This window comes from Collinsella sp. wc0529 (assembly GCF_046116875.1).
Taxonomy (GTDB): domain Bacteria; phylum Actinomycetota; class Coriobacteriia; order Coriobacteriales; family Coriobacteriaceae; genus Collinsella.
Genome location: NZ_JBJXBO010000002.1, coordinates 40873 through 67555, shown reverse-complemented (window position 1 = coordinate 67555; position 26683 = coordinate 40873). Strand labels below are relative to the sequence as shown.

The window sequence follows — 26683 nt, the reverse complement described above, 5'->3', positions numbered from 1 at the left end:
GGGACAGTCCCTTTGTCACATCGCATACCAATCGCTTGTGTTGCGCGCTTAGGCGAAGGTGATCTCGCCGTTCTCGCAGTCCATATCGGCGATACGTGCCAGGCTCTCAACGCGGAAGCCGCGCTTACGGAGCTTATCGCCGCCGCCCTGGAAGCCCTTCTCAACGGCGATGCCAATGCCGGCAACTTCGGCGCCCGCAGCCTCGCAGATCTTAATAAGGCCCTCAAGCGCGCAGCCGTTGGCCAGGAAGTCGTCGATGATCAGGACCTTGTCGCCCTCGGACAGGAAGCGCTTACCCACAATGACCGGGTACTCCTTCTGCTTGGTAAAGGAGTAGATGGTCGTGGCATACTGCTCGCCGTCGAGGTTGATGGACTGCGCCTTCTTGGCAAAGACCACCGGCACGCCGCCAAAATGCTGAGCCGCGATGCAAGCCATGCCAATGCCCGAAGCCTCAATCGTCAGGATCTTGTTGATCTCGACACCCTCGAACAGACGGGCCCACTCGGCGCCCATGTGGTCGAACAGCTCAACGTCGCATTGGTGGTTGAGGAAGGCATCAACCTTAAGGACGTTACCGGCCTTTACGATGCCGTCATGGCGAATACGATCCTCAAGCTCCTGCATGGCGCAACCCCTTCTCGCGGCAACGATACCGCGCGATTAATAAACGTTGTTCGATAGTCTACCACGGACCGACCCCCGCCCGTCCCACAAGCCGCATCGCACCACAAACCAGTCTTTTTGGGACGGCGCGAATCGTGGCAGACAGCCTCCCAACACGCTAATGGCGGGCGCGCATCTTCACCAAACGCACCATGGCAAGCGCAAAGCCCACAGCGGCCACAGCCATCAACACATAGAACACCGAACGGAAACCAAACAGGAACACATCCGGACGTCCTGCAACAAAACTGGTCACGGCCTCGCCCATCGCCACGCTCATCTGTCCATACAGGATATTCGACGCCACCGTAATGCCGAGTGCCATACCCGCATAACGCGCCAGGCTACCCAGACTACCCGCAAAGCCAAGTGCCTCGCGCGGAGCCGAGCCCATGTACAGCGAGTTGTTGGGGCTCTGGAAAATCGACGTACCGCACGACATAAATGCGACGCAGCACACGATCACAGGGATAGAGGAGTGCTCGTCGAGCGTGCTTACTGCAAAGAGACCGCACACATACACGCCCAGGCCGACCGCCGTGGGACCCTCGCAGCCAACACGGTCCGAAACCGTTCCCGAAAGCGGGCCGATAAAGGCATTCACCATTGGCAGCGCCAAAAAGAGCAATCCGGAAATGTCAGAACCAAAGCCGTGGGCGTCCTGAAAATAGAACGGCAGAATAAACTCGGATGCGCCAATGCCAACGAACACGATGAGCATGCAGGCAAGGTTGATGGTGAAGGCCGAATTTGCAAAGCAGCGACGAGCGGCCTCGGCAAGGGGCATGGGACGTTCGCCGGCCTCTGGCCTAACATGCGGCAGCGTGTAGAGTCCCACGATAAACGAGATCACGCCAATGGGCAGGTTGATGAGGAAGATGCTCTCCCAGGGAAAGCTTGCCACCAGCATGCCGCCGAGCACGGGGCCACACATCATGCCGAGGGCCACAAAGGTCGCGAGAATACCCATGGCACGGCCTCGTTCGCGCGCCGGAAACGACTCGGTGATGATACCCATGTTGTTAGCCATGGCCGCCGCGCAACCGATGCCCTGAACAATGCGTGCCAGGATAAGAACCTCAAGCGAGGCCGAAAGGCCGCACAGCAGCGAACCGACCGAAAAGACGATGACGCCCAGCTGGAACACATTCACCTTGCCGCGCACGTCGCCCAGACGGCCAAACGGCAACATAGCCACGCATGTCGCAAGCAGATACACCGAGCTTACCAGCTGAATGCGATCGAGGCCCACGCCCAGCTCCTTTTGCATCACGGGCAGCGCCACGGTAACGACGGTCGAATCCAGACACACCATAAACGTCATGATGAGCACGGTAAACAGAATCGCCCATTTGTTCTTGCCATGGGTGTCACCCTCTAGAGCAATGTGCTCGCGGCGCAACTGCTCTGCAGTTTTCTCCATATCCATCCTTTCGAGTGGCCTAACGCAAAAAAACGGGGCCCCGATCGCCTGCAAACAGCCGCGATTGGGGTCCCGCCTACGGAATCGGAACGAAAGGTCGCCGAAGCTTTCTGCCAGCATCGGCGCCTTATGCGAACGCTAGCCTAGCACTGCTCGAGTGCCTGCTCAAGGTCGGCAATCAAGTCGGCCGTGTCCTCGAGGCCACACGACAGGCGTACCATGTCGGCGGAGATGCCACAGGCGATGAGCTCCTCATCGTTCATCTGACGATGTGTGGCATTAGCGGGATGCAGGCAACAAGTGCGGGCGTCGGCCACGTGCGTGGCGATCTGGGCGAGCTTGAGGCTCTTCATAAAGGTCTCGGCCGCCGCGCGACCACCATTAAAGCCAAAGCTCACAACGCCGCAGGTACCGTTTGGCATGTACTTCTGAGCGAGGTCATAGTACTTGTCGCCCTCCAGGCCCGGATAGCTCACGAAGCGCACCTTGGGATGGCTCTGCAGGAACTTGGCAACGGCCAGGCCGTTCTCGCAATGACGCGGCATGCGCACATGCAGGCTCTCGAGCGAGCTGTTCAAGAAGAACGCCGCCTGCGGGTTCTGCATGGGGCCAAGATCGCGCATGAGCTGCGCGGTGGCCTTGGTAATGAAGGCGCCCTCGCGACCGAACTTCTCGGCATAGGTCACGCCATGGTAGCTCTCGTCAGGCGTGGTGAGACCCGGGAACTTGTCCGCATGGGCCATCCAGTCAAACTGGCCGTGGTCGACGATCACGCCGCCCAGGTAGGCAGCATGTCCATCCATGTACTTGGTGGTGGAGTGCGTAACGATGTCGGCGCCCCACTCAAAGGGACGGCACATCACGGGCGTCGGGAAGGTGTTGTCGACCATCAACGGCACACCGTGGTCATGTGCGGCCTTGGCAAAGCGCTCAATATCGAGCACGGCAAGGGCGGGGTTTGCGATCGTCTCGCCAAAGACGAGCTTTGTGTTGGGCTGGAAGGCTGCCTCGAGCTCCTCATCGGTGCAGTCGGGGGCGACGAACGTGCAGGTCACGCCCATGCGGCCCATGGTGTGGGCGAGCAGGTTATACGTACCGCCGTAAATGGCAGAGCTTGCGACCACGTGATCGCCGGCACCGGCAACGTTAAAGATCGCGAGGAAGTTCGCAGCCATGCCCGAACTCGTGAGCATCGCTGCGGTGCCGCCCTCCATCTCGCAGATCTTGGCGGCAACCAAATCGCACGTGGGGTTCTGCAGACGGCTGTAGAAGTAGCCAGACTCCTCCAGGTCAAACAGCTTGCCCATGTGCTCCGACGTGTCGTACTTCCACGTGGTGGACTGGTAGATGGGCACCTGGCGCGGCTCCGCATCTCCCGGGTGATAGCCGCCCTGAACACATGTAGTACCGATAGTCTGCTCGCTCATATCTAGCTCCCTTACCTGGGTTACGTTTTATTCGGTTCACGATACCGCTACCCTGCACCCCTCTCAACCCATCCCCAAGGTAGGTTATGGGACAAATTGATTAGGGGTATTTATCTCAAGCCTTGGGCATTTGCTCGATAGATAAAAATGAGGCATACATGAAGCTCTCGATGATTACATGCCCCGTCACGGGTACCATAGGCGGGTACACCGTGACCAAGGAGACAACGATGAAGCAGATCGATACCACCCAGCTCGACACCGCCGCCTGCCAGGCTCAGGCTGCCGAATACCACGCCCGCGGCTTTAACTGCGCACAGGCCGTTGCCTGCACGCTCGCACCTGCCGCCGGGCTCGACCCCCAGACCGCCTTTACCCTCACCGAGGGCTTTGGCGCCGGCATGGGTGGCATGACCGAGACCTGCGGCGCCATCTCGGGCGCTGTTGCCATCATGGGCTTTGTAATGAGCAACGGCATGGAGAACCCCAAGACCAAAGGCCAGACCTACAAGCTGTCGCGCGAGATTGCCAAGCGATTTGGCGAGAAGAACACGACGACCGTCTGCGGCACGCTCAAGGGCATCGGATCGGATAAAGGTCCGCTCCGCAGCTGCCCCGGCTGCATCGACGATGCCGTCGAGATCGCCTGCGATGTGCTAAAGCAGCTCGCCGAGTAAACGGCAGCAACATAAAACGACGGCCGGCGCGTTTGGGATCCATCCAAAAGAACGCCGGCCGTCGTCGTTAGAACTCGGCAAACTCGGGAGCGCCGACCTCGATCTCCTCGCGCCCCGCCATAAGCTCGCGCATCTTAACGCAAAACGACTCCTGCTCCCCTGCCTTAAACACAAAATGAAGTGTCACGGCATCCGCGAAATCGGTATCCGAAACCTTGGCACCCGAATCCTGCGCCAAACGAAGCACCTGCTCATACTGCGGATAGGCCACATGCACGTCAACCGGCACGACGCTTGTCATCTCAACGATCTGCCCTGCCTCCTGAGCCGCGGCCACCGCCGCCTGCGTCGCCGCGGTATAGGCGCGTACCAAGCCACCAGGCCCCAACAGCGTGCCACCAAAATAGCGCGTCACCACGCAGCAAACATTTTTGAGCCCCGCACCGCGCAGCACCTCGAGCGTCGGCATGCCGCTCGTGCGGCTCGGCTCACCATCATCGCTCTGGCGCTCGCGCCCATCGACCAAAATCCACGCGGGAACATTGTGTCGAGCGTCGTAATGACGCTTGCGAACCATCTCGATAAAGGCATTCGCCTCATCCTCGGACTCAATATGGACCAGCTGGGCAATAAACCGGCTCTTACGGTCCACAAACTCGCCCGAAACCTCAATATTCGATTGCAGAGTTAAATAGCTGTCCAACAAAGTCCCTCAACAGAATAAAGCGCAGCAACAAACAGCCTCAATAATACGGCAAAGACAGCACTGTTGCCCTCGCCAACAAGAACGGAAACGCCAATGATACCGTCACCAACAGCGAAAACCCGTCAGCGCGAGCAAGGTGCCTTGAAAGACGAGGGCATTGACCTTATGGTCATGCCCGAAGGCTTGAAAGGCAGATTGCCGCGCTGACGGGTTCGCAGCGTCAACATAGTTGCCAAGTGGGCCTATAAGCCGGGTTCTGTCGTGAACGGTCATTTATCTTGTCTGCACGTTACCATGCAGCTCCACGCACGCTACCCGAACGCGGACCGGGCCGGCCCATAGCGTTCCTACTCGCGCTTGCTCCGGATGGGGCTTGCCAAGCCGCCGTGTTGCCACGACGCTGGTGGTCTCTTACACCACCGTTTCAGCTTTTCCCTTTACGCCTTGCGGCGCAGGTGGGAGTCTTCTTTTCTGCGGCGCTTTCCGTCGGATCACTCCGCCCGGCCGTTAGCCGGCATCCCGCCCTCTGGAGCCCGGACTTTCCTCACGCGTACTGCAAGCAGCACATCGCGCAACCGTCTGGCCCACTCAGCAGTGCAAGAGTGTAGCACACCGTCACCACAGGCAATGGCACAACACAAGCGCTCGACACGATAAACCAAGAACCACGCCATGCAGTACAATAGGGTTGTCGATGGGCAACGTCGTCAGTCGAGACGCGACCGCGCTCCGCACCCCTCCGTCTACTCGGTGCGTTCCCGCCTCCTCCCCGAGGCGGGATGTCGGCATTTTTTCATGCACCGACAACCAAATAGCCTGTGTACAGCATGGGCAGCATCGCGTATCTCGGCACCAAATGCAAAAAGGGACCCGTCCATTACGGACGGATCCCTTAAAACAAGTGATCGTCAAACCGATTTACTCGGCGTCGGTCTCCTCGTCCTTCTTTTCGGAAGGAAGCGGGGTAACCTCGATCTCGACGCCCAGAGTCTCAGCAGCGGACTTCATGGACAGGGAGATACGACGACGGTCGAGGTCGATCTCCATGACCTTGACCTGAACCTTGTCGCCCACGTGGGTGACCTGAGAAGGCTGGTCGACGTGCTTGTTGGCCATCTCGGAGATGTGCACCAGACCCTCGATGCCCTCGCCCAGGTCGACGAAAGCGCCGAACGGGACAAGCTTGGTCACAGTGCCCTCGACGATAGCGCCGACAGGGTACTTCTTGACCAATGCGCGCCACGGATCCTCGGTGGTCTGCTTGAGACCAAGGGAGATGCGCTCGCGGTTGAGATCGACGTCGAGAACCTCGACCTCGACCTCCTGGCCGACCTTGACAACCTCAGAAGGATGGTTGACGTGGTTCCAGGAGAGCTCGGAGATGTGGATGAGGCCGTCGATACCGCCGAGGTCGACGAAGGCGCCGAAGTCGACGATGGAGGAAACGGTGCCCTGGAGACGCATGCCAGACTTGAGCTTGGACAGAATCTCGGAGCGCTCGGCCTTACGGGACTCCTCGAGCACGACGCGACGGGAGAGGACGACGTTGTTGCGGTTGCGGTCCATCTCGATGACGCGAGCCTCGATGCGGGTGCCCATGTAGGAGGTGAGGTCCTTGACACGACGGAGGTCGACGAGGGAAGCGGGCAGGAAGCCACGCAGGCCGATGTCGAGGATCAGGCCGCCCTTGACAACCTCGATAACCTCGCCCTCGACGTTCTCGCCGGAGTTGAACTTCTCCTCGATGCGGTTCCAAGCACGCTCGTACTCGGCACGCTTCTTGGACAGGACCAGACGACCGTCCTTGTCCTCCTTCTGGAGAACCAGAGCCTCGATGGGATCACCGAGTGCAACGATGTCTGCAGGGTTAGCGTCCTTGCGGATGGACAGCTCGCGGACCGGGATAACGCCCTCGGACTTGAATCCGATGTCAACGAGCACCTCGTCATGCTCGATCTTAACGACAGTGCCGTTAACGAGATCGCCCTCATCAAAGTCGGTAATCGTACCGTCGATGAGGTTGTTCATCTCCTCCTCATTGACATCGTCAAGAGAGAAAATGGACGAGTTCTGAATCTCACTCAAAGGTGGACCCCTTTCGAACTACGGGGCCCCGATTGCTAGGACCTACAGAAGGGTGCGACAAGCACACAACGTTTAGGAACACTCGGGAGCCGACAGATACTAATGTGACGCTTATGCAATCACGTTCGTATAGGTTACGGGGAAATGAGTTCGATTTCAAGCGTGAACTGCGATTTTTTACTCGTGTGGAGACTTTTTCGTAATCTTATGAACACACGTCTCCACAACTTGACGATAACCAGCCAGGCATTTGGCTTTGGGGTAAAGTATCCGGAGCCAACGATTCTGGAACGATTTATCGAGAAAGGTGCCCGCGTGCTCAAAGCAGTCGTTTTCGATATGGACGAAACGCTTCTCAGCATCAACCTCAACGCGTTCATCCTTCGCTATTTTAAGGATGTCTCGTCGATGCTCGCGGATATCGGTCGCCGCAGCCACGGTGGCACGATGGCACGCCTCGGCACTATCTTGGTCGACCTCAACGCCAATCGCCGAAGCGGCACGGATAATCGCACCAATCTTGAGTTCTACCAAGAAGAGGTTGGGCGCCGGTGCGGCATTTGCCTCTCGGACCCACTCATCTACGAGGCGTTTACCTACTACGACCGCGAAGTTCTTCCGTACAAGAACGACGATGTCATCAACGCCCACGCCATGCCGGGCGCACACGCCGCGCTTCAGGCCGTACAGGATGCAGGGCTACGTTGCGCGCTCTTTACCAACCCCAGCTTTCCGCAGGGGGCCATCGAGTGCCGCATGGGTTGGGGCGACCTGGCCGACGCCCCCTTTGAGCTCGTCACGCACATGGGAAACACCACCCGCTGCAAGCCCGATGCCACCTACTATCTAGAGCAGCTTCAGGTGATGGGGCTCGAGCCGCACGAGGTCCTTATGGTGGGCAACGATCCCAAGCGCGACTTCCCCAGTCCCGCCTGCGGCATTCAAACTGCCTATGTTGGCCAGGGAAAACCCGGCCGAGCCACCTGGCGCGGAACCATGGAAGACTTCGCCCGCGACTTTAACGCCGTAGTAGAAGCCTTCTACGAACACCAAGTAGCCGACGAACTGTCGTAGGACCCCTCGCTCCAAACCAAATATCGCCGCAGGTTGAGCACAAGTCAGCGAAAATGCCCCTAAGCGAGCAATGTGCCTTGAAAGAGGAGGGCATAGGCCTTCTGGCCATGCCCGACGATTGAAAGGCAGATTGCCGCTTAGGGGCGTTTGCAGCGTCGACTGGTTACGCGGTTTGGTAAAACCGCGTAACTAGCACACCTGGGTTTTGCCGATCATGATGTTGAGGATCTCGACGTCGGTATCTTTCATACCCACACGGCCCACGTAGCCCATGCTGGCGATTGTCTGCTCAACGGTATCTTGGATCAGGCCCTCGCCGGCGCGGAAGCCGCGACCCTGCATGGCCATATCATGGCCCAGAATCGCCGCATCGACGGCAGCCGAGATCTTGGCGGCACAGCTCGCCTTGGCGCCGTCGCACACGATGCCGCCCACGTTACCGAGCGTGTTCGAGACCGTCGCACCAATCTGCTCGCGCGTGCCACCGCACAGCCAGGTAATCGCAGCGCCGGCGCCGCACGCGGCGCAAATAGCACCGCAAAACGCCGAGAGCGCACCAATATAGCTCTTGATATGCACGGCGATAAGATCGGACAGCATCACGGCGCGCACCAGGCGCTCGTGGTCGCAACGCAGGTACTCGGCATACTCCATGACGGGCAATGCGCAGGTAATGCCCTGATTGCCCGAGCCGCACACAATGGCGACCGGCAGCGCGCAGCCGTTCATGCGGGCGTCGGACCCGGCGGCCGCACGGGCACGGGCACGGCAGGCGACGTCATCGGCACGAGCACCCAGCAGCGTGCGGCCCACCTCGGCGCCCCAAGCGTGCGCAAGGCCCTCGGCACTGATCGCGCCATTCAGCTCAATCTGACGCTCAACGGCAGCGCGGGCGTCCTCAATGTCGCCGTCCTCAATAAAGTCGATGATGGACTCAATCGACATGGGCGTGTCGGCCTTATCCGTCGCCCGCTCGGCCACCACACGCTCGGCGCAGGCGGCACACTCCCCCGCCGACTTGCCGCATACCGGAATACCGTCGAGCGTATGGCACGTGACATTGGTGTGATGATCGGTAATCTCGACGACCGCGGTATGGCCCCCGGCCGTGGCAGTCACCTTGATGTAGAGGTTGGGCACACCCTCGACAAGCGACACATCGCAGTAGCCGGCGTCGGCGAGGAGCTCGGCCACGCGTGCACGGTCTTCATCGTTAACGCTCTCGAGCACCTCGAGAGCGCTCTTAGCGTCGCCACCCACGGCACCCAGCACGGCTGCCGCCTCAATACCGTGCATACCACCCGAGTTGGGCACGGTCACGCTCTTAACGTTCTTGATGATGTTGCCCGAGCAGGCAACGTCCATATGATCGGGCTCGCAACCGAGCGTCTGGCTCGCCAGTGCCGCTGCATAGGCAACGGCAATGGGCTCGGTGCAGCCGAGCGCACAGACAAGCTCGCGGTTCAAAACATCGCAAAACGCGGCATCACGAAGGGAATCGGTAGGCATAGGTATCTCCTACTTGTATAACGGACTGAGCTCTCGAAAATAATTAGTTCTTTTATTTGATAACAATGCATCAAAAACCGCAACCATGGTTCCGGCAGACGGCGCTCAAGCGCAAACTGACGACATTCATTCACGAGAAGCCGGTCTTGTTGCATGCTAAAGCGTTTGACCAAAAAACGCCCGAGCGTTTACGCAAAAGTCGCGCTATCATGCAGTCGAACGCGGTAAACACCTTTAGCATTTGCGCCGCACAGACCAGAGAGGAACCATCCATGAAGATCGGTATCGGTAACGACCACGCCGCCGTCGAGCTCAAGAACATCATTTCCGAGCACCTGAAGGAGCGCGGCTGCGAGGTCGTGAACTTTGGCACCGACACCTCCGAGAGCTTTGACTACCCCATCGCCGGCTACAAGGTGGGTAAGGCCGTTGCCAACGGCGACGTCGACCTGGGCATCCTCATCTGTGGCACCGGTGTCGGGATTAGCCTGGCTGCCAACAAGGTCGAGGGCGTACGCGCCGTTGTGTGCTCCGAGCCCTTCAGCGCCAAGCTCTCTCGCATGCACAACAATACCAACGTGCTCGCCTTTGGCGCCCGTGTCGTGGGCTCCGAGCTCGCCAAGATGATCGTCGACGAGTGGCTCGACGCCGAGTTTGAGGGTGGTCGTCACGAGCGTCGCGTTAACCTCCTCAACGAGATCGATCACACACGCGGCCTTAAGATCGTCGACGAAGCCTAAACTATTCAGTGCCACAAGCTAACAGCAGGGGCCCGCTCGGAACACATGACCGAGCGGGCCCCTGCATAGATTTTGGAATAAAAGGGCGCCGCGGATGGAGTTCCGCGGCGCCCAAGCCACACGCTAACAGCTTTAAGGAGTCAAAGCTGGTTTAGCCAAAGAAGCGCTTGATCTCAATCTCGGCGTTCTCCAGGCAGTCGGAGCCGTGGATCACGTTGGCGTTGACATCGACGGCAAAGTCGCCGCGGATGGTACCAGGAGCAGCCTCAAGCGGGTTGGTAGCGCCCATGAGGGTGCGCATCTTAGCAACAGCGGAGAGACCGGAAACGACCATCTTGACGACCGGACCGCTCGTCATAAAGTCGCAGAGACCGCCAAAGAAGGGCTTGTCGGCCAGATGGGCGTAGTGCTCCTCGACGGTAGCGCGCTCGAGCGTGGTCATCTCCATGCGCTCGATAACAAGACCGCTGCGCTCAATGCGAGCAACAATCTCGCCGATTTTGCGATCGCGCACGGCGTCGGGCTTAATCATGATGAAGGTCTTCTCGATAGCCATAAAAGTAGCCTTTCAAGTAGGTTCGCGCGTGCCCAAGTCCCATTCCGGCACCCGCCTGGACTGCATCGTAACAGAGTTTTAGCTGCAGTTAAACAAAAAGCTGTTTATTGAAACGTTGCAATTTATTGAAGCGTTCCATATGTGTCACTTCTGTTTCGAAGCCCGATTAGAGTACCATCCGACCGCCCATCAACCGCATCGAGCAGAGCAGGCGGTCGGTTGCCGCCCGCGAACGTACCCCCTTCACAACCTGCCCAAAGGTCCTACAGAACTTCTCGACAAGCCCCTCCCCCATAGCAACAAAATACGGGCGCCCACATCAGCAGACGCCCGTAAAGCAAAAAACGATTCCTCAATAAATGGACAATACGGCTTCAGCCAAACCTCTACTTTGCCCCGTGGCCCATCTCGACGACCTTAGTCAGCGATCCAAACACGCCCTCGTCGGCCACGAGCTGCGCCTTGGCACGCTGCAGCTGCACGGCAACGGCGGCAGGGGCGGTGCCGCCCTCGGTCGTGCGCGCGGCGACAATCGACGGGATGTCGAGCGCCTCGGTAATGTCGCGCTCAAAGAGCGGGCTTGCCTCCTGGAACACCTCAAACGGCAGGTCCTCAAGATTGCAGCCACGCTTCTCACACATCAGGACCAGATGGCCCACCACGGCATGTGCCTCGCGGAACGGCAGACCACGCTTAGCCAGGTAATCGGCAACATCGGTGGCGGCAAGGTGCCCCACGCCGCACTCGCGCGCCATGGCATCCTCGTTGACGGTCCAAGTCGAAATCATACCGGCCATAACCGACAGGCACTGCATGAGCGTATGGGCGGTATCGAGCGCGCCCTCCTTGTCCTCCTGCAAGTCCTTGTTATAAGCAAGCGGCAGGCCCTTCATGGTCACGAGCAGCTGCACCAGGTTGCCATACACACGGCCGCTCTTGCCGCGGATAAGCTCGGCAAAGTCGGGATTCTTCTTCTGCGGCATGATGGACGAGCCGGTGGAGTACGAGTCGGAAAGCGTGATAAAGCCAAATTCGGAGCTCGACCACAGCACGATCTCCTCGGAAAGACGCGACAGGTGCATGGCCATGACGGAGCCGGCGTAATGCAGATCGAGCAGGAAATCACGGTCGGAAACAGCATCGAGTGAGTTAGGAATCACGCCCGCAAAGCCAAGTTCGGCAGCCGTCATCTGGCGATCGAGCGGATAGCTCGTACCGGCAAGCGCGGCAGCACCCAGCGGGCAGTTGTCGGCGGCATCAAAGGCGGCCTTCAAGCGTGTAAAGTCGCGCGCGAACATCCAGGAATACGCCAGCAGATGATGCGAGAGCAGCACGGGCTGAGCGTGCTGCATATGCGTGTAACCCGGCAGAATCACCTTGTCGTACTTCTTAGCCGCATCCACCAGCACATGACGCAGCCCAAGATTGGCCTCCATGAGCTCCTTGGCAAGCGCCTTGACGCCCAGGCGCGTATCGGTCGCCACCTGGTCGTTGCGCGAACGCCCGGTATGCAAGCGCTTACCGGCCTCGCCGATGCGACACGTCAGCTCGCTCTCGATGGACATATGGATGTCCTCGTCGTTGATATCGAAGGTGAAGTTGCCGGCATCGATATCCTGTTCGATTCCGGTCAGGCCCTCGGCAATCGCCCGCTCGTCCTCGGCACTGATGATGCCTTGGGCGGCCAGCATCTTGGCATGCGCCTTAGAGCCGGCGATATCCTGCTTATAGAGATGTTTGTCGACCGGCAGCGACGCGCCAAACTCCTGCGTGACCTCGGCCACGCCCGCCTCAAAACGACCGCCCCAAAGAGCCATGGAACCGTCTCCTTTCTCCAAATACCAAAACAAGCGCCCAAAGCAATGTGCCCTGTCGCTAAAGCGATTTATCAACCGCTAGTTTTACACACTCCCTACCGTGCGCGGGGCCATGTAGCTAATTTGCAAAGAAGTGACGCACCATGCACTTGGCGCCCAACGTCTCCCTCCGGATGTTGCCCTGCGAACCATCGATCCAGGCCTTCAGGCTCATAGGGACATCCTCGACCTTTGCAGCATCGATCTCAGGCGCGAGGGCAAGCAAAGCATGCGCAATAGCATTGAACATAATGGATACTCCTCATATATATAGGCGCAGAGCCGCCAAATTGATAGAAGGAGCCCCGCCGGACAACCCCGGCGGGGCTCGGACTCAGCCGCAGTCGCGGCATCATATATGCGGGCGGAACGTAGGGGCCACCGATGTTAAGAAGTGTCAGCAAGCATAACGAAAGGTAGGGACCCCATGCGCCCGTTATGTATCACGCGGATGGGCCGCGCGGATACCAAGGGAAGGAAGACTTAAGCCTGAGCGGCAGCAGAGCTGGGACCCTGGACCTTGGCCCACGTCTTGAGCGACAGCGTATCGATCTCGATAAAGCCGGCGCTGGCCTTCTCGTCAAACGTGGTGTCGCGGTCGTAGGTAGCCAGACCGTAGTCGTAGAGGCTGAAGGGGCTCTTGCGGCCGACGACATGGCAGTTGCCCTTAAAGAACTTCAGACGGACGGTGCCGGTCACGAACTTCTGGGTGTCGGCCATAAAGGCGTCGAGCGCGTTCTTGAGCGGGCTGTACCACTGACCGTTATACACGGCGGTGGCCCAATCCTGCTCGAGCTTGATCTTGGTCTTGAGCAAGTCGCCCTCGACGCAGATGTCCTCGAGTGCCTTGTGGGCGGTGATGAGCGTCAGGGCTCCGGGAACCTCATAGCATTCGCGGCTCTTGAGGCCCACCAGACGATCCTCAACCAGGTCGAGACGGCCAAAGCCGTTGTCGCCCGAAATCTTGTTGAGGGCGATGACGATCTCGGAAAGCTTCATCTTCTTGCCGTCGACGGCGACGGGCTTGCCGGCCTCAAACTCAATCTCGGTATACGTCGGGGTGTCGGGCGTGTCCTCGGGATTCTTGGTCATAACCCAGGCGTCGTCGAGAGGCTCGTTCCAGGGATCCTCCAGGTGGCCGCACTCAATAGCACGACCCCACAGGTTGTCGTCGATGGAATAGGGGTTGTCGTTGGCACCCTCGGGAACCGGCACGTTGTGGGCGTGGGCATAGGCGACCTCGTCGGGACGGCACTTCAGATCCCACTCGCGAACCGGGGCGATAACCTTGAGCTCGGGGTCGAGGGCCTTGACGGCAGCCTCAAAACGAACCTGGTCGTTACCCTTGCCGGTGCAGCCGTGGGCGACGTAGGTCGCGCCAAACTCGTGAGCGACCTCGACAAGCTTCTTGGCGAGCAGCGGGCGAGACAGGGCGGAAAGCAGCGGATACTTGTTCTCGTACATGGAGTTTGCGGCGATGGCCTTAGTCAAGAACTCATCGGAGAACTCGTCGCGCAGGTCGAGCACCTGGCAATCGAGAACGCCCAGGTCGAGGGCCTTCTGCTTCTTGGCGTCCAGGCCGGTCTCCTCCTGGCCCACGTTGCCGCAGACACAAACGACATCGAGATTCTTCTCGTCCTGGAGCCACTTGACACATACGGATGTATCAAGACCACCGGAATATGCGAGAACGACTTTTTCCTTGCTCATGGCTGTTTCCTTTCGCCCTTGGTAGCTAGTTAGAACATCGGTCAGTTGCAAGTCATTTCAAGGTCATATACCGTGCAATATCAGGTTAAATAGCAAAAATCAGCACATACATGCCCTAGAAACATGCAGCAATGTCGTGCTAAAACCCAACGACCTCAAAATGACTCTGTTGAGGCAATTCGCCCCATGCGGACAGAGACGATTGTTATCGTCGTCGGGAAATTGCGCGCTGGCGTCGGATGGCATTGTCTGCAGTAGTGATGATCTTTACGAACTGCATCTGCCTCTCCTTTCACCTATCGCCGGGCGCAATTCAAATATCGTAAACGGTACCTTTTTCTCGGTAAGCGGCTATTTTGCCGTCTCCGTTTTCGATGTTCGCTATATTACGATAAAGTGCCCGCTGCACAAGCGGCAAATTCAAATTTCTGAAAAGTTTTTTCATTAGTTTGTGAAATGCAGTGCAAATACGCTGCGTTCCTGCGAAAATACGCCTGACTACGAGTTGATGGTTATAACATCTGAAACAATTTCGAAACGAAAGGCTCGCTTTTATGCAAACTTACGAATCGGACGCCAATATCGGAAACATTAAGCTCATCGCCGTCGACATGGACAAAACGCTGCTGACCGACGAGCGCGTGCTGCCGCAAGGCCTCGACGAGCGCCTGGACAAGCTCGCCGAAGCCGGCATCGTATTCTGCCCCGCTAGCGGACGTCCAGCCCCCAAGCTCGAGGAGATGTTCGAGGGCATCAAGAACCGCCTCGCCTTTTGTCCCGACAACGGAGCCTGCGTCATCTATCGCGGCAACTATATCTATAAGAGTAATATTGACGTGGAGCTGTACCAGCAGGTCTTGAGCCGTGCCTCGGAGGATCCTCGCGCCGTTCCCGTCCTGTGCTGCTTCGACGAGTTTTACGTGCTTGCCCGCGACCATCAATACCACGACGAGATCAGCGTCTACTACAACACAATCAACTACGTCGACAGCTTTGAGGGCATTGATTTCGAGTCCAACAAGATTTCGGTCTTCTTCCCCGGCTACGACGCCGAGCCCGCTTTCCGCGAGACCTATAGCCCCGAGTTCTCGGACAAGCTCTACGTCACCAACGCCGGGCGCGAGTGGATCGACTTTATGAACCTGGGCGTCGACAAGGGCGCCGGCGTCGCTCACCTGTGCGAGCACCTGGGCATCGATATCGCCGATGCCGCCGCCGTGGGCGACACCTACAACGACATCCCCATGCTGGAGCGCGTCGGCCACAGCTTTATCGTGGACAACGCCGAGGAGCATATGAACGCGCACGCCAAGTGGCGCATTCCGAGCAACAACGACGGGGGCGTACTGACTCTCATCGACGCCATCCTGGCGGCTCGTTAAACTCGCCGCCATGCCCGGGGCCGGCCGTTTGATTTTTGTTCGGTCAGGTCCTGGGCTCGCTCGAAGAGCACATTAAGTGCTCTTCGGCTCGTGCGGAATCTACAAAAATCAAACGGCCGGCCCCGGGCATGGCTACGTTGACTTGCTTGCCGCATGGATGGCGTCTTGGCGCCTAGATACTTTGGCTGATTTTTATTAAACGAAGGACGCTCCTTGTTGATGAGGGGCGTCCTTCTGGTTTTGGTTACTTTGGAATTGTGGTCGTGCCCTTACTTGGCGTCTGCCCAGGTCACTCCAGTCGAAGCTTCGGCGATTAGGGGTACGCGTAGGTCTACGACGTGTTCCATGACGTCTTGGACCATGGCAGTCAGGCGCTCGACTTCGTCGACGGGGCACTCAAAGTCCAGTTCGTCGTGTACCTGCAAGATCATGTGGGCGGCAAAGCCTTCTTCTTCCAGGCGACGACTTACGCGGACCATGGCGATCTTGATGATGTCTGCTGCGGTGCCCTGCATGGGATGGTTCATGGCCGTGCGCTCGCCAAAGCCGCGGAGTTGCGGGTTTTTGGCCTTGAGCTCCGGAATATGGCGTCTGCGGCCATACATGGTCTCGGCGTAGCCCGTCTGCTTGGCGCGCGCCACCACGTTGTCGAGGAACGTACGCACGCCCGGGTAGGCCTCGTAGTAGCGGTCGATCATGTCGCGCGCCTCGGCCATCGAGATATGCAGCGACTGCGACAGGCCATAGGCCTGCTGACCGTACACGATGCCAAAGTTCACGGCCTTGGCGCGACTGCGCAAGTCGGGCGTTACCTCGGACACCGGCACACCAAATACGCGCGCCGCCGTCTCGGCGTGGAAGTCCTCGCCCTCGTTAAAGGCGCGCACCAAGTGCTCGTCACCCGAGAGATGCGCCAGCAGACGCAGCTCGATCTGCGAGTAGTCCACCGCCAAAAAGACGCTTCCCTCGCCTGCCGAAAACGCCGTCTTGACGGTACGACCCAGCTCCGAGCGCGTCGGGATGTTCTGCAGGTTCGGGTCGCTCGAGGACAGACGCCCCGTTGCCGTGATGGTCTGGTTGTACGTGGTGTGCACGCGACCGTCACCACGGCGCAGCGGGCCCAGGGTGTCCAGATAGGTGGACTTGATCTTAGACTTCTCACGCCAATCCAAGATCAGACGCACGATTTCGTGGTCGCGGGCAAGGTCGCTCAGCACCTTGGCGTTGGTCGAATAATAGCCGCGCTTAGTCTTCTTGAGACCCTTGGTCGGAAGCCCCATCACATCAAAGAGCACGTGCGACAGCTGCATAGGACTGCCAATATTAAAGGTCTCGTCACCCGCCAGGTCGCGAATACTGCGCTCGACCTCGGTGATCTGGGTCGCCAGACCCTCGGACAGACTGCGCAGGCGATCGGGGTCCACGAGCATGCCCGCGCGCTCCATCTTGGCAAGCACCGGAACGAGCGGCATCTCGATGCCATCGAACACGTTGGCGGCATTCTCGCGGGCCATGCGGTCGCGCAGCGGTGCGACCAGCGCCAGCGTCAAGGCCGCCGTGCGAGCGGCGGGCGCCGGAGCGTCCTCACCGGCATCCTCTGTACCGCGCGCCGCAGGCAGCGCCATCTGCAGATACGTATCGGCAAGATATGCCTCATCGAACTCGGAGCGATCGGAATCCAGCAGGTAGGCAGCGACCACGGTATCGAAGATGCGCGTGGAGTCGACTGCCAGCGGATCCATGAGCTCGGGCTCCGAAGAATCGATGGGCGAAAGCTCATGCAGCAACGCCTTCATATCCGGGCTCGCCACGCAGCCCTCCATAAACAGGCGCGCAAGCACACCGGCGATCACGCCGTGGGCGAAGTTGAAGCCATCGACTACGGCAGTGGTACCGCCGTCGCCCTCCTCAAGCGCAAAGAGCCCCTTGGACGTCGCCAACCACAGCGTGCGCGTCAGTCCAAAGAGCGCGCCCTCTTCCTTATCGTCGTCCACCACGGCGGCGACCCACTCGCCGGCATCAATCGCGCGGGAGACCTCAGCCGCAACGGCACCAAGCGCGTCAACATCGCCGGCGGCTGCGCGAACCATCGCAGGTATCTCAAACACACTGGAGGCAGCAGCCCCGCCCTCGTCACCGATCAGCGCCAAGAAACGGTTCTGCATGGCGGTAATGCCGAGCGTACCCAGTGCCGCGGAAACCTCATCGGCAGAAAACGCCGGGAAGGACGTCGCCCCAAAATCGAGCTCAACGGGCGCATCGGTGCGGATGGTCGCCACCTTACGGCTCAGCAGTGCGTCGTCGATGTGTGCACGCAGGTTCTCGCCCATCTTGCCCTTGACCTCGTCGGCGTGTGCGATAACCTCGTCCAGGCTACCGTACTGCGCAATGAGCGCGCTCGCCTTTTTGGGGCCGATGCCCGGTACACCCGGAATGTTGTCCGACGTATCGCCCTTTAGACCGTAAAAATCGGGCACGAGCGCCGGCGTAATGCCATGATACAGGTCATCCACGCTCTCGGGCGTCATAATCGCCACGTCGGACAGGCCTTTGCGAGTCGATACCACGTTGACGTGCTCGGTCACGAGTTGATACATGTCGCGGTCGCCGGTCACCAGCAGCATGTCGCAGCCGGCCTGCTCGCCCAAGCGCGCCATGGTTCCCAGAATATCGTCGCCTTCCCAGCCCTCAGACTGCAGAATCGGCACGTTGAGCGCGGTGAGCAGCTCCTTGATCATAGGGAACTGCGCGTGCAGGTCGGGGTCCATGGGCGGGCGCTGCGCCTTATACTGCGGCAGCATCTCCATGCGCACGCGCGGCTTGCCCTTATCAAACGCCACGACCACACCGTCGGGGTTAAAGGCATCGATCATCTTAAGAAACATGTTCAGAAAGCCGAAGATCGCGTTGGTGGGGCGACCGTCCGGCGCGTTCATGGTCGGCGGCACGGCGTGAAAGGCGCGGTGCATGAGCGAGTTGCCGTCGATAACGGCAAAAGTGCGGCGCTTGTCAGACATATTAAATACCTCGCTTTGGGCTGGGCACGGTTTGCTCACTCCAGTTTACACGCTCCCCGCCCCGCGGCCACCTCACATCAAGCTCCCCCGCCACCGTGAGCCCGCGCGTGATACGATGGCTCACGGTACATCAACCAGCACGATCGATCCGAAAGGAGCCTGCGTCATGGAGCGTCCCTGCGCATGGAAAAAGTACACGCCACAGCAAGTCGAGGAGCTCGAGGAGCTTTGCCGCGGCTATAAGCAGTTTTTGAGCGAGAACAAGACCGAGCGCCTGTGCGTCAAGACCGGCATCAAGATGGCCGAGGAGGCGGGATACGTCGACCTGGAGACCGTGATCGCCGAAGGCCGCGAGCTCAAGGCAGGCGACAAGGTGTACGCCGCCAATCACGGCAAGGACCTTATGCTCGTCAACCTGGGCAACGCCCCGCTCGAGCAGGGCTTTAACATCCTGGGCGCCCACGTGGACTCGCCGCGCCTAGACCTTAAGCAGAACCCCGCCTTCGAGGCCGGCGACATGGCCTACCTCGACACGCACTACTACGGTGGCGTCAAGAGCTACCACTGGGTGGCCTCCCCGCTCGCACTCGTGGGCGTCATCTGCAAAAAGGACGGTACCACCGTCGACATCAATATCGGCGACAAGGCGGACGACCCGGTCTTTACCATCTCCGACCTGCTGATCCACCTCTCGAGCGAGCAGATGTCCAAACCTGCCAAGGACGCCGTCGATGCCGAGATTCTCGACGTGATCGTGGGCGGCCGTCCCGTCAAGTTCGATGAGGACGACAAGGACGCCCCCAAGGAGCCCGTCAAGCAGATGTTCCTGGACATCCTCAAGGAGCAGTACGGCGTCGAGGAGGAGGACTTCCTCTCCGCCGAGATCGAGGTCGTGCCCGCCGGCCCCGCCCGCGACATGGGCCTCGACCGTTCCATGATTCTGGGCTATGGTCACGACGACCGCGTCTGCGCTTACCCCTCCATGCTCGCCCAGATCAATGTGGCCAATGTCGAGCGCACGAGCATCACGCTCATCGTCGACAAAGAGGAGATCGGTTCCGTGGGTGCCACCGGCATGACGAGCCGCTTCTTCGAGAACACCGTCGCCGAGATCATGACGCTCGCCGGCGAGGGTAGCCCGCTGGCCCTGCGCCGCGCGCTCGCCCGCAGCCGCATGCTCTCCTCTGACGTGTCCGCCGGCTTCGACCCGGGCTATGCCGCCAAGTTCGAGACCAAGAACGCCGCCTTTATGGGTCGCGGCCTGTGCTTTAACAAGTACACGGGCAGCCGCGGCAAGGGCGGCTCCAACGACGCCGATGCCGAGTATGTGGCCCTCGTCCGCGACATCATGGACAAGGCAGGCGTGGATTTCCAGACCTGTGAGCTCGGCCGCGTCAACGCAGGTGGCGGCGGCACCATCGCCTACATCATGGCCAAGTACGGCATGAATGTCATCGACTCCGGCGTTGCCGTTCTGTCCATGCACGCCCTATGGGAGGTCGCCAACAAGGCCGATATCTACGAGGCCTACCGCGGCTACAAGGCCTTCCTCGAGCGCGCCTAACAAACCCTCGTAAAGCGCCCCAAACCAGCCCTTTATAACTTGCGGTGAAATACGGATTCATCAGGCCTTCCAACAGGAAAAGCGTTCCGCATTTCACCGCAACTTTTTAACGGGAGGAGGATTCCGTGCTACAGGTCGTCATTTCGCCCGCCAAACAGATGCGGACAGCTCAAGATGCCTTTGACGTTTGGGGCATACCGCCTTTTGCACACCAGACGGCCCGGCTTCATCAGACACTGCTGGGCATCGAACGCGAGGATGGCGCGGCAGGCCTTCAGGCCCTTTGGAACGTGAGCGACAGGCTGCTTGCAACGTGCCTGGATACGCTTCACGAATTTATGCCCGTCCTGAGCGATGCCGACCTCGCCGATCCCGATATCGCGCGTCGAATCTCCCCCGCCGTAATGTCCTACCACGGCATCCAATACCAAAGCATGGCGCCCGAGGTCATGGATGCCGCACAGCTCGACTGGCTGCAAAACCATCTCTGGATTCTCTCGGGACTCTACGGATGCGTGCGCCCCTTCCACGGCGTGTCGCCCTATCGGCTCGAAATGGGGGCGAAGCTCTCCGTCGACGGTGCTCGCGATCTCTATGCCTTCTGGGGGAATCGACTTGCGCAGGCAATTGCGCCGGCCGGTTCTAACACCACTATCGTCAACCTTGCCAGCGTGGAATACGCCAAAGCCGTCCTGCCCCATGCTGCACAGGATACAACGGTTATCACCTGCGTTTTTGGCGAAGGCGTCCGCAACGATAAGCCCGTCCAGCAATCGACCGCCAGCAAAAAGGCACGCGGTTCGATGGTCCGCTGGATGGCGGAAAACAAGGTCAAGGACGCCGCCGGTCTTACCGAGTTCAACCTTGGCTACCGCTATGTCCCCGAGCTCTCGTCCCCAGACAGCCTGGTCTTCATCAACGAGCAGGCATTCTAGAAGCCTGTCACTAGCGCCGAACTCCACCTCGGCATGCTTTCATGACATTCGGTAAACACTCCGCTATTCTGCTAGACCGTCGGCCTTTGCAATCCCGTTTGTCGAACCGTCCTGATAGACAATCTTGACGTGCTCAACCTCGGACACCGCAACACCCGTCGGAGGCTCCAAACGCCATTCCGTCAGGGCGATATCCATGGTCGTGGGCACATCTCCTTGATCTTTAAGCTTCACCGTGAGCGTTTTGAGCGTCGCATCATACGTCACGCGTTCGATTTCCTCACCAGGAATAGACCCACCGCTCAGCTGCAATTGCACAAACTCGTCGCGCGAATACCAATAGTCGCCCGGCGCGGCGAGCGTATTGGCATTACCGCCAGTACTCCTCACCGTCATAATCGGTAGGCTATCATCAGCCTCGAACTCCCATGCAGCGCCGCCGCGACCGCCAAACGTCCAGATACAAAAGGCAATCACCAACACGGCAAGCACCGCAAAACCAATCGCGACAAGGCCATGGTGCGCACGGCTTTCCGCGGCCGATACATCCCATTGTGTCTCTCGATATAGATGCTTGTCTTCCATGTACGCCTCCCCACAGGCACGCTCGTTAGGCCAATCGTACCCATTCGAGCTATACTTGAGCCCACCACATAAACGGGGAGCTTGCAGGACAAGACGGCAGGCTGAGACTGGGCGCGCCCGCCCTGACCCGCAAACCTGATATGGGTAATGCCAACGAAGGGAGCCGTGCCAATGAGCACACAGACAGAGCCCAAGCTCGTCACGCAAATCGACTTTGCCCGCGCCGGACAGATCACACCGCAGATGAAGGAGGTCGCCGAGCGCGAGCATCGCGACCCCGAGTACATCCGTGAGCGCGTGGCAGACGGCCGCATCGCCATTCCCGCCAACATCGTGCACATCAAAAAGGGCATGCGCGCCTTTGGCGTCGGCGAGGGCCTGTCCACCAAGGTCAACGTCAACCTGGGCATCTCGGGCGACAAGGCCGATGCCGCCGAGGAATGGAAGAAGGTCAAGATCGCTGAGGACTTTGGCGCCGACGCCATCATGGACCTCTCCAACTCGGGCAAGACGCGCCAGTTCCGCCAGCAGCTCATCGACGAGACGCCGCTCATGGTAGGCACCGTCCCCATGTACGACGCCATCGGCTACATGGAAAAGCCGCTGGTCAAGCTCACCAAGGACGACCTGTTCGAAGTCGTGCGCGCGCACGCCGAGGACGGCGTGGACTTTATGACCATCCACTGCGGCATTAACAAGTCGGTCACCAAGACCTTTAAGGAGACCGGCCGTCTCATGAACATCGTGAGCCGCGGCGGCTCGCTGCTGTTTGGCTGGATGGAGGTCACCGGCAACGAGAACCCCTTCTATGAGTTCTACGACGAGCTGCTCGAAATCTGCCATGAGTACGACGTGACGATTTCGCTCGGCGACTCCTGCCGCCCGGGCTGCCTCTACGACTCCAACGACGCCACCGAGACCGCCGAGATGATTGAGCTCGGCAAGTTGTGCAAGCGCGCCTGGGCCGCCGGCGTCCAGGTCATGGTCGAGGGCCCGGGTCACATGGCGCTCGACGAGATCGCCGCCAACATGAAACTGCAGAAGCGCCTGTGCCACAACGCCCCGTTCTATGTGCTCGGGCCGCTGGTGACCGATATCGGCGTGGGCTACGACCACATCACCGCAGCCATCGGCGGCGCTATCTCCGCCAGCTCCGGCGCCGACTTCCTGTGCTACGTGACGCCGGCCGAGCACCTATGCCTGCCTAACGCCCAGGATGTGCTCGACGGCCTCATGGCCACCAAGATTGCCGCACACGCCGCCGACATCGCCAAGAAGGTGCCGCACGCCCGCGACATGGACGACAAGATGGGCCAGGCACGCCGCAAGCTCGACTGGGACGCCATGTGGAAGTGCGCTCTCGACCCGGTCACCGGTAAGAAGCGCTACGAGGAATCCCCCGCCGCCACCGAGGGTACTTGCACCATGTGCGGCAAGATGTGCGCCGTCCGCACCGTTAACAAGGTGTTCGAAGGCACGACGATCGACCTCGGCATGGAGGACTAACTCGTCGCCGGAGCCGCAATCGGTAACAAGGTGTTCGTCAATTGTTGACGTGTGAACATTTGCTTGCGTTTGCGTAAAGATTGCACTACCCGCCCGGGTTCGGCATACAGCCGGCCCGGGCACTTTATAATGCAGGCAGAAGACCCATTTGAATCCGACCGAACAAGGGAGCGAACATGGATCGCAGTAAGGTACCCGCCGTTCTATCCATCGCAGGATCAGATTCCAGCGGTGGTGCCGGCATTCAGGCCGACATCAAGACCATCACGGCGCACCGTCTGTATGCCGAGACGGCCATCACAGCCATAACCGCACAAAACACGCTCGGTGTCACCGCCGTGCAAAACATCTCCCCGGATATTGTCGCGGCGCAAATCGATGCCGTTTTTGACGATATCCGCCCCAGTGCCGTCAAGATCGGCATGGTTTCCTCTGCCGAGATTATCGAGGTTATCGCCGACCGCCTGAGTGCCTGGGACGCACAAAATATCGTCGTCGACCCCGTCATGGTCGCCACCTCGGGCGCTCGTCTGATCGCAGAGGACGCCGCCGAAGCGCTTACACGCCGCCTGTTCCCCCTGGCGACCGTCATCACGCCCAATATTCCCGAGGCCATGGCGCTGCTCGATTACGAGGTCGATTCCGAGCGCACGCAGCAAAATGCCGCCATGCTCCTCACCTACCGCTTTGGGTGCGCGTCTCTCGTTAAGGGCGGGCATTTTGTCAACGAGGCCAACGATGTGCTAGCAGAGCCCGCACCGCTCGATGACGAGGGCAACCACCTGGGCGATCCGCTCACCACGTGGTTCCGCCACAAGCGCATCGAGACCGGCAACACGCATGGTACCGGCTGCACGCTTTCGTCCGCCATCGCCTGCGCGCTGGCCCAGGGCATGGATCTTGCCGATGCCGTCAACGCCGGCAAGGCCTACCTAACGGGCGCTCTCGCCGCCGGCTTTGACATGGGCAAAGGCTCCGGCCCCGTTAACCATATGTGGCAATATTAAGACTCGCAGTTCAAAACCACCGCAAAGGGGACAGGCACCTTTGCGGTGGTTCCCACAAACATCTCGATCCATAGCAATTAGAGTCCATTTTTCGGCCCACCTCTTACAGATTGAGACATTCAAATTCCGCTCAGAAGATAATCTCGATCTGTAACAGTAACTCGGCAAAATCGACCCTAGATGTTACAGATCGAGACAAACGACCGATATCGACCTAAATAATCTTAGTCTGTAACATCTAGCCCGTTTTCGGCCTTACAACTGTTACAGATCAAGACAAATCAACGAAACAAGCCACCGCAAGGAGAACTATTGTGGTGGTTTGGGGCCGTGCTACTCACCGAGCATCTCTTGGAGCTTGGCCGCCACGGCGTGACCCAGGCTCTCATGGCTTTCGGGCATCATATGCAGATAGTCGATATCGCCCGGCTCGGCAAACTCCGCTGCATTCAAAAAGTCGCAGCCAAACTGCTCGGCTACGTGCGCATAGTATTCAGCAAAATGCTCCGAGGCCTCGACGGAACGCTCGTCAAAATCGGTCATATATACATCGGCGATCTGCGGCTTGATCTTGATAGGAGCCATCAGCAGAATGCGCGGACAAGGCGCAGCGTCGGTCCACGGAAACGCGCGGACGGCGCGAATCAGCGCCATGGCGCCACGGGCGATATCGGCAGCTGTCACGTTAAAGACCGTCTTGCAGTCGTTGGTGCCCAGCATGATCACAATGGCGTCCAGTGGCTTATGGGCCTCGAGCAGCATCGGCAGCGCGCGGATGCCGTTAAGATTGGTGTCCAGATGGCACATGTCGTCGCGTACCGTCGTGCGGCCGTTGAGGCCTTCTTCAATTACATGCCAGCCCTCGCCTAAGTCACGTTGGGCCACGCCGCACCAGCGCACATCCCGCGCATAGCGCACCGCGGTGCCGTCGCGCATGCCCGCCGGATCGTAACCATAGGTGTTGCTGTCGCCAAAGCATAGAACGTTTTTCATCGTAAGCCCCTCGCTCAGTAAAAAGCCGACGGGAGCAGCCCTCCCGCCGGCTCGACCCATCTGTCAGCACGTACCGATTACAGGTACTTGCGCCAATCGTCCTCGTTCTCATCATCCTCGGTAGCAGCCTGGGCCTGCTCGGCGGCGCGAGCTGCCGCAGCGCGAGCGGCAACCTGGGCATAGGACTCCTCGTTGCGCTCGGGGAAGTTTGCCAGCACGTGCTCGAACTTGGCAAAATCCTCATCCCAGCGCGTAGAAGGCACGGCAAAGAAGACTTGCTTGACCTTAAAGTCGCCCGACGCGAGCTCCTTGCGGAAGAGCTCGGCCACGGCCTCGGCGTCAAAGCCGTTGTTGTCGCAGCCCCAAGCGCCCAGTACGAGCTTCTCGCGACCCAGCTCGTCGCAGATGGCAAGCACAAAGCGAATGCGGTCGCGCAGGGCATCCAGCAGAGCATCGTCGCTCACGCGATACTCCTGGCGGGCGCGCTTAACGTTGGGCGCGGCGGCCACGATCACGTCGGCGTATGCATGCACGTGGTTGCGATCGAAGCGCACCGCAGGCACCACCAGCGCACGGTTTCGGTAAAGCTCGCAGTTGATGTTGCGGCGACGGTTCTCGCCGTACCATTTGCGCTGCTTATCGAGAACGTTGTACAGATACGAATCGGCGCACAGCGTGGCCTCCTGGCCCAGATAACCCTGAATATAGCCACCGCCCGGATTGGTGAACGAGGCAAAGGCGAGCACGGCCATGTCGCAGAACTGCGCATAGCCACGACCGTTGTCCAAGATGGCCTGCGTGGCGGAGGCATCGAGCACGGTGACCTCAGGCAGGGACGCAGCAGGCTCCTCAGCAGGCGCGGACTCAGCTTCGGCGATTTCCTCGGCAGGCTCCTCGACGGGCTCAGGAGCTGCCTCGGTCTCGGGCGCTGCCTCGCTCTCGGGTGCCGCCTCGGTCTCGGCAGCCTCCGCGCCCTCGACGTCCTCGGCAACCTGTTCTTCAGCGGCCACAGCAGTCTGAACCTTGGCCTTCATCGCCGCGACAAAGCCGGCAGGCATACCGTCAAACTCGCGAACACCGGCAAGCGAACGCTCGATATCCTTGGCGCACGCTTCGGACACAGTTGACACGTGACGCTCGGCGGCCTTGGCACGGGCCTCGCGCTTGGGATTGGGCTGACCCGCTCGGTTGGACCTGCGGTTACGGTTCCTGTTGTCGACGTCTGCCATACGTGGCCACCTTTCCTGTCGCTGCCGCTATCGGCT

General features: G+C 59.6%; 22 protein-coding genes, 1 other RNA gene and 1 riboswitch. Of the genes, 8 read left to right on the top strand and 15 right to left on the bottom strand.

Going from position 1 to position 26683, the window contains the following annotated elements; translation table 11 throughout:
• Positions 1 to 48: 48 nt before the first annotated feature.
• The 3 genes from ACKUTP_RS06890 to ACKUTP_RS06880 all read right to left on the bottom strand — a co-directional run bounded on the left by ACKUTP_RS06890 (position 49) and on the right by ACKUTP_RS06880 (position 3516).
• Positions 49 to 627 (bottom strand): xanthine phosphoribosyltransferase, encoded by a 579-nt coding sequence (locus tag ACKUTP_RS06890; RefSeq protein ID WP_055286127.1) that lies wholly within the window; start codon positions 625 to 627, stop codon positions 49 to 51.
• 157 nt (positions 628 to 784) lie between these two features.
• Complete coding sequence (locus tag ACKUTP_RS06885; protein ID WP_409063906.1) at positions 785 to 2089, bottom strand: MFS transporter; 1305 nt, start codon at positions 2087 to 2089, stop codon at positions 785 to 787.
• Positions 2090 to 2232: 143 nt separating this feature from the next.
• Positions 2233 to 3516, bottom strand: coding sequence for an O-acetylhomoserine aminocarboxypropyltransferase/cysteine synthase family protein (locus ACKUTP_RS06880; protein WP_250787382.1), 1284 nt, complete (start codon positions 3514 to 3516; stop codon positions 2233 to 2235).
• A 230-nt stretch (positions 3517 to 3746) separates the two neighbouring features.
• Here ACKUTP_RS06880 and ACKUTP_RS06875 point away from each other — a divergent pair, with 230 nt between their 5' ends.
• The gene (locus tag ACKUTP_RS06875; protein ID WP_409063905.1) at positions 3747 to 4193 is read left to right on the top strand and encodes a C-GCAxxG-C-C family protein; all 447 of its coding nucleotides are present in this window, start codon (positions 3747 to 3749) and stop codon (positions 4191 to 4193) included.
• Between the two features lie 67 nt (positions 4194 to 4260).
• On the opposite strand, the gene ACKUTP_RS06870 is transcribed toward ACKUTP_RS06875, so the two are convergent.
• The 3 genes from ACKUTP_RS06870 to rpsA all read right to left on the bottom strand — a co-directional run bounded on the left by ACKUTP_RS06870 (position 4261) and on the right by rpsA (position 6984).
• Positions 4261 to 4899, bottom strand: a complete 639-nt coding sequence (locus ACKUTP_RS06870) for a YigZ family protein (RefSeq protein WP_409063904.1) — start codon at positions 4897 to 4899, stop codon at positions 4261 to 4263.
• A 229-nt stretch (positions 4900 to 5128) separates the two neighbouring features.
• An RNA gene (rnpB, locus tag ACKUTP_RS06865) (RNase P RNA component class A) lies at positions 5129 to 5490 on the bottom strand.
• A 327-nt stretch (positions 5491 to 5817) separates the two neighbouring features.
• Positions 5818 to 6984: a 30S ribosomal protein S1 gene (gene rpsA, locus ACKUTP_RS06860; RefSeq protein WP_022095232.1), complete on the bottom strand. Its 1167-nt coding sequence runs from the start codon at positions 6982 to 6984 to the stop codon at positions 5818 to 5820.
• A 315-nt stretch (positions 6985 to 7299) separates the two neighbouring features.
• Here rpsA and ACKUTP_RS06855 point away from each other — a divergent pair, with 315 nt between their 5' ends.
• A complete protein-coding gene (locus tag ACKUTP_RS06855; RefSeq protein WP_409063903.1) occupies positions 7300 to 8058 on the top strand; it encodes an HAD family hydrolase in 759 nt (252 codons plus the stop codon).
• Between the two features lie 189 nt (positions 8059 to 8247).
• Here the strand turns inward: ACKUTP_RS06855 and ACKUTP_RS06850 are convergent, their stop codons facing one another.
• The gene (locus ACKUTP_RS06850) at positions 8248 to 9567 is read right to left on the bottom strand and encodes a serine dehydratase subunit alpha family protein (protein ID WP_409063902.1); all 1320 of its coding nucleotides are present in this window, start codon (positions 9565 to 9567) and stop codon (positions 8248 to 8250) included.
• A gap of 272 nt (positions 9568 to 9839) precedes the next feature.
• On the opposite strand from ACKUTP_RS06850, the gene rpiB reads away from it, so the two are divergent.
• Positions 9840 to 10307, top strand: a complete 468-nt coding sequence (gene rpiB, locus ACKUTP_RS06845; RefSeq protein WP_035138007.1) for a ribose 5-phosphate isomerase B — start codon at positions 9840 to 9842, stop codon at positions 10305 to 10307.
• 151 nt (positions 10308 to 10458) lie between these two features.
• Here rpiB and ndk read toward each other — a convergent pair whose 3' ends face one another.
• The 4 genes from ndk to ACKUTP_RS06825 all read right to left on the bottom strand — a co-directional run bounded on the left by ndk (position 10459) and on the right by ACKUTP_RS06825 (position 14429).
• Positions 10459 to 10863 carry a nucleoside-diphosphate kinase gene (gene ndk, locus ACKUTP_RS06840; protein WP_035138006.1) on the bottom strand — a complete coding sequence of 135 codons (405 nt, stop codon included), beginning with the start codon at positions 10861 to 10863 and terminating at the stop codon, positions 10459 to 10461.
• 386 nt (positions 10864 to 11249) lie between these two features.
• Complete coding sequence (gene argH, locus ACKUTP_RS06835; protein WP_409063901.1) at positions 11250 to 12680, bottom strand: argininosuccinate lyase; 1431 nt, start codon at positions 12678 to 12680, stop codon at positions 11250 to 11252.
• Between the two features lie 118 nt (positions 12681 to 12798).
• Positions 12799 to 12969 carry a hypothetical protein gene (locus ACKUTP_RS06830; RefSeq protein ID WP_260699153.1) on the bottom strand — a complete coding sequence of 57 codons (171 nt, stop codon included), beginning with the start codon at positions 12967 to 12969 and terminating at the stop codon, positions 12799 to 12801.
• A gap of 233 nt (positions 12970 to 13202) precedes the next feature.
• A complete protein-coding gene (locus ACKUTP_RS06825) occupies positions 13203 to 14429 on the bottom strand; it encodes an argininosuccinate synthase (protein ID WP_035138001.1) in 1227 nt (408 codons plus the stop codon).
• 554 nt (positions 14430 to 14983) lie between these two features.
• Between ACKUTP_RS06825 and ACKUTP_RS06820 the strand changes: the two genes are divergently transcribed.
• Positions 14984 to 15811: a Cof-type HAD-IIB family hydrolase gene (locus tag ACKUTP_RS06820; RefSeq protein WP_409063900.1), complete on the top strand. Its 828-nt coding sequence runs from the start codon at positions 14984 to 14986 to the stop codon at positions 15809 to 15811.
• 269 nt (positions 15812 to 16080) lie between these two features.
• Here the strand turns inward: ACKUTP_RS06820 and polA are convergent, their stop codons facing one another.
• On the bottom strand, positions 16081 to 18828 hold the full coding sequence (gene polA, locus ACKUTP_RS06815; RefSeq protein ID WP_409063899.1) for a DNA polymerase I: 2748 nt from the start codon (positions 18826 to 18828) through the stop codon (positions 16081 to 16083).
• 166 nt (positions 18829 to 18994) lie between these two features.
• On the opposite strand from polA, the gene ACKUTP_RS06810 reads away from it, so the two are divergent.
• Both ACKUTP_RS06810 and ACKUTP_RS06805 read left to right on the top strand, forming a co-directional pair.
• Positions 18995 to 20392: an aminopeptidase gene (locus ACKUTP_RS06810; RefSeq protein WP_409063898.1), complete on the top strand. Its 1398-nt coding sequence runs from the start codon at positions 18995 to 18997 to the stop codon at positions 20390 to 20392.
• A 125-nt stretch (positions 20393 to 20517) separates the two neighbouring features.
• Complete coding sequence (locus ACKUTP_RS06805) at positions 20518 to 21327, top strand: YaaA family protein (protein ID WP_409063897.1); 810 nt, start codon at positions 20518 to 20520, stop codon at positions 21325 to 21327.
• Between the two features lie 63 nt (positions 21328 to 21390).
• On the opposite strand, the gene ACKUTP_RS06800 is transcribed toward ACKUTP_RS06805, so the two are convergent.
• Positions 21391 to 21912 (bottom strand): hypothetical protein, encoded by a 522-nt coding sequence (locus ACKUTP_RS06800; RefSeq protein ID WP_409063896.1) that lies wholly within the window; start codon positions 21910 to 21912, stop codon positions 21391 to 21393.
• 63 nt (positions 21913 to 21975) lie between these two features.
• Positions 21976 to 22091, top strand: a riboswitch (TPP riboswitch).
• Between ACKUTP_RS06800 and thiC the strand changes: the two genes are divergently transcribed.
• Together thiC and thiD are read left to right on the top strand one after the other, a co-directional pair.
• Positions 22084 to 23418, top strand: coding sequence for a phosphomethylpyrimidine synthase ThiC (gene thiC, locus ACKUTP_RS06795; RefSeq protein ID WP_349116792.1), 1335 nt, complete (start codon positions 22084 to 22086; stop codon positions 23416 to 23418). It overlaps the preceding riboswitch by 8 nt.
• Before the next feature lie 176 nt (positions 23419 to 23594).
• Positions 23595 to 24425, top strand: coding sequence for a bifunctional hydroxymethylpyrimidine kinase/phosphomethylpyrimidine kinase (gene thiD, locus ACKUTP_RS06790; protein WP_409063895.1), 831 nt, complete (start codon positions 23595 to 23597; stop codon positions 24423 to 24425).
• Between the two features lie 333 nt (positions 24426 to 24758).
• Here thiD and ACKUTP_RS06785 read toward each other — a convergent pair whose 3' ends face one another.
• Both ACKUTP_RS06785 and ACKUTP_RS06780 read right to left on the bottom strand, forming a co-directional pair.
• Positions 24759 to 25418, bottom strand: a complete 660-nt coding sequence (locus ACKUTP_RS06785; RefSeq protein ID WP_158556905.1) for an SGNH/GDSL hydrolase family protein — start codon at positions 25416 to 25418, stop codon at positions 24759 to 24761.
• Positions 25419 to 25495: 77 nt separating this feature from the next.
• Positions 25496 to 26647, bottom strand: a complete 1152-nt coding sequence (locus ACKUTP_RS06780; protein WP_117758722.1) for a TIGR02452 family protein — start codon at positions 26645 to 26647, stop codon at positions 25496 to 25498.
• Between the last annotated feature and the right edge of the window lie 36 nt (positions 26648 to 26683).

Excerpts from the sequence above, each read along its gene's own strand:
- ACKUTP_RS06875 (WP_409063905.1), top strand. The coding sequence starts at position 3,747 with ATGAAGCAGATCGATACCACCCAGCTCGACACCGCCGCCTGCCAGGCT.
- ACKUTP_RS06885 (WP_409063906.1), bottom strand. The coding sequence starts at position 2,089 with ATGGAGAAAACTGCAGAGCAGTTGCGCCGCGAGCACATTGCTCTAGAG.
- ACKUTP_RS06830 (WP_260699153.1), bottom strand. The coding sequence starts at position 12,969 with ATGTTCAATGCTATTGCGCATGCTTTGCTTGCCCTCGCGCCTGAGATC.
- thiD (WP_409063895.1), top strand. The coding sequence starts at position 23,595 with ATGGATCGCAGTAAGGTACCCGCCGTTCTATCCATCGCAGGATCAGAT.
- rpiB (WP_035138007.1), top strand. The coding sequence starts at position 9,840 with ATGAAGATCGGTATCGGTAACGACCACGCCGCCGTCGAGCTCAAGAAC.
- ACKUTP_RS06800 (WP_409063896.1), bottom strand. The coding sequence starts at position 21,912 with ATGGAAGACAAGCATCTATATCGAGAGACACAATGGGATGTATCGGCC.
- ACKUTP_RS06785 (WP_158556905.1), bottom strand. The coding sequence starts at position 25,418 with ATGAAAAACGTTCTATGCTTTGGCGACAGCAACACCTATGGTTACGAT.
- ACKUTP_RS06825 (WP_035138001.1), bottom strand. The coding sequence starts at position 14,429 with ATGAGCAAGGAAAAAGTCGTTCTCGCATATTCCGGTGGTCTTGATACA.
- argH (WP_409063901.1), bottom strand. The coding sequence starts at position 12,680 with ATGGCTCTTTGGGGCGGTCGTTTTGAGGCGGGCGTGGCCGAGGTCACG.
- ACKUTP_RS06850 (WP_409063902.1), bottom strand. The coding sequence starts at position 9,567 with ATGCCTACCGATTCCCTTCGTGATGCCGCGTTTTGCGATGTTTTGAAC.
- ACKUTP_RS06780 (WP_117758722.1), bottom strand. The coding sequence starts at position 26,647 with ATGGCAGACGTCGACAACAGGAACCGTAACCGCAGGTCCAACCGAGCG.
- ACKUTP_RS06810 (WP_409063898.1), top strand. The coding sequence starts at position 18,995 with ATGGAGCGTCCCTGCGCATGGAAAAAGTACACGCCACAGCAAGTCGAG.
- polA (WP_409063899.1), bottom strand. The coding sequence starts at position 18,828 with ATGTCTGACAAGCGCCGCACTTTTGCCGTTATCGACGGCAACTCGCTC.
- ACKUTP_RS06880 (WP_250787382.1), bottom strand. The coding sequence starts at position 3,516 with ATGAGCGAGCAGACTATCGGTACTACATGTGTTCAGGGCGGCTATCAC.
- ndk (WP_035138006.1), bottom strand. The coding sequence starts at position 10,863 with ATGGCTATCGAGAAGACCTTCATCATGATTAAGCCCGACGCCGTGCGC.
- thiC (WP_349116792.1), top strand. The coding sequence starts at position 22,084 with ATGAGCACACAGACAGAGCCCAAGCTCGTCACGCAAATCGACTTTGCC.
- ACKUTP_RS06820 (WP_409063900.1), top strand. The coding sequence starts at position 14,984 with ATGCAAACTTACGAATCGGACGCCAATATCGGAAACATTAAGCTCATC.
- ACKUTP_RS06890 (WP_055286127.1), bottom strand. The coding sequence starts at position 627 with ATGCAGGAGCTTGAGGATCGTATTCGCCATGACGGCATCGTAAAGGCC.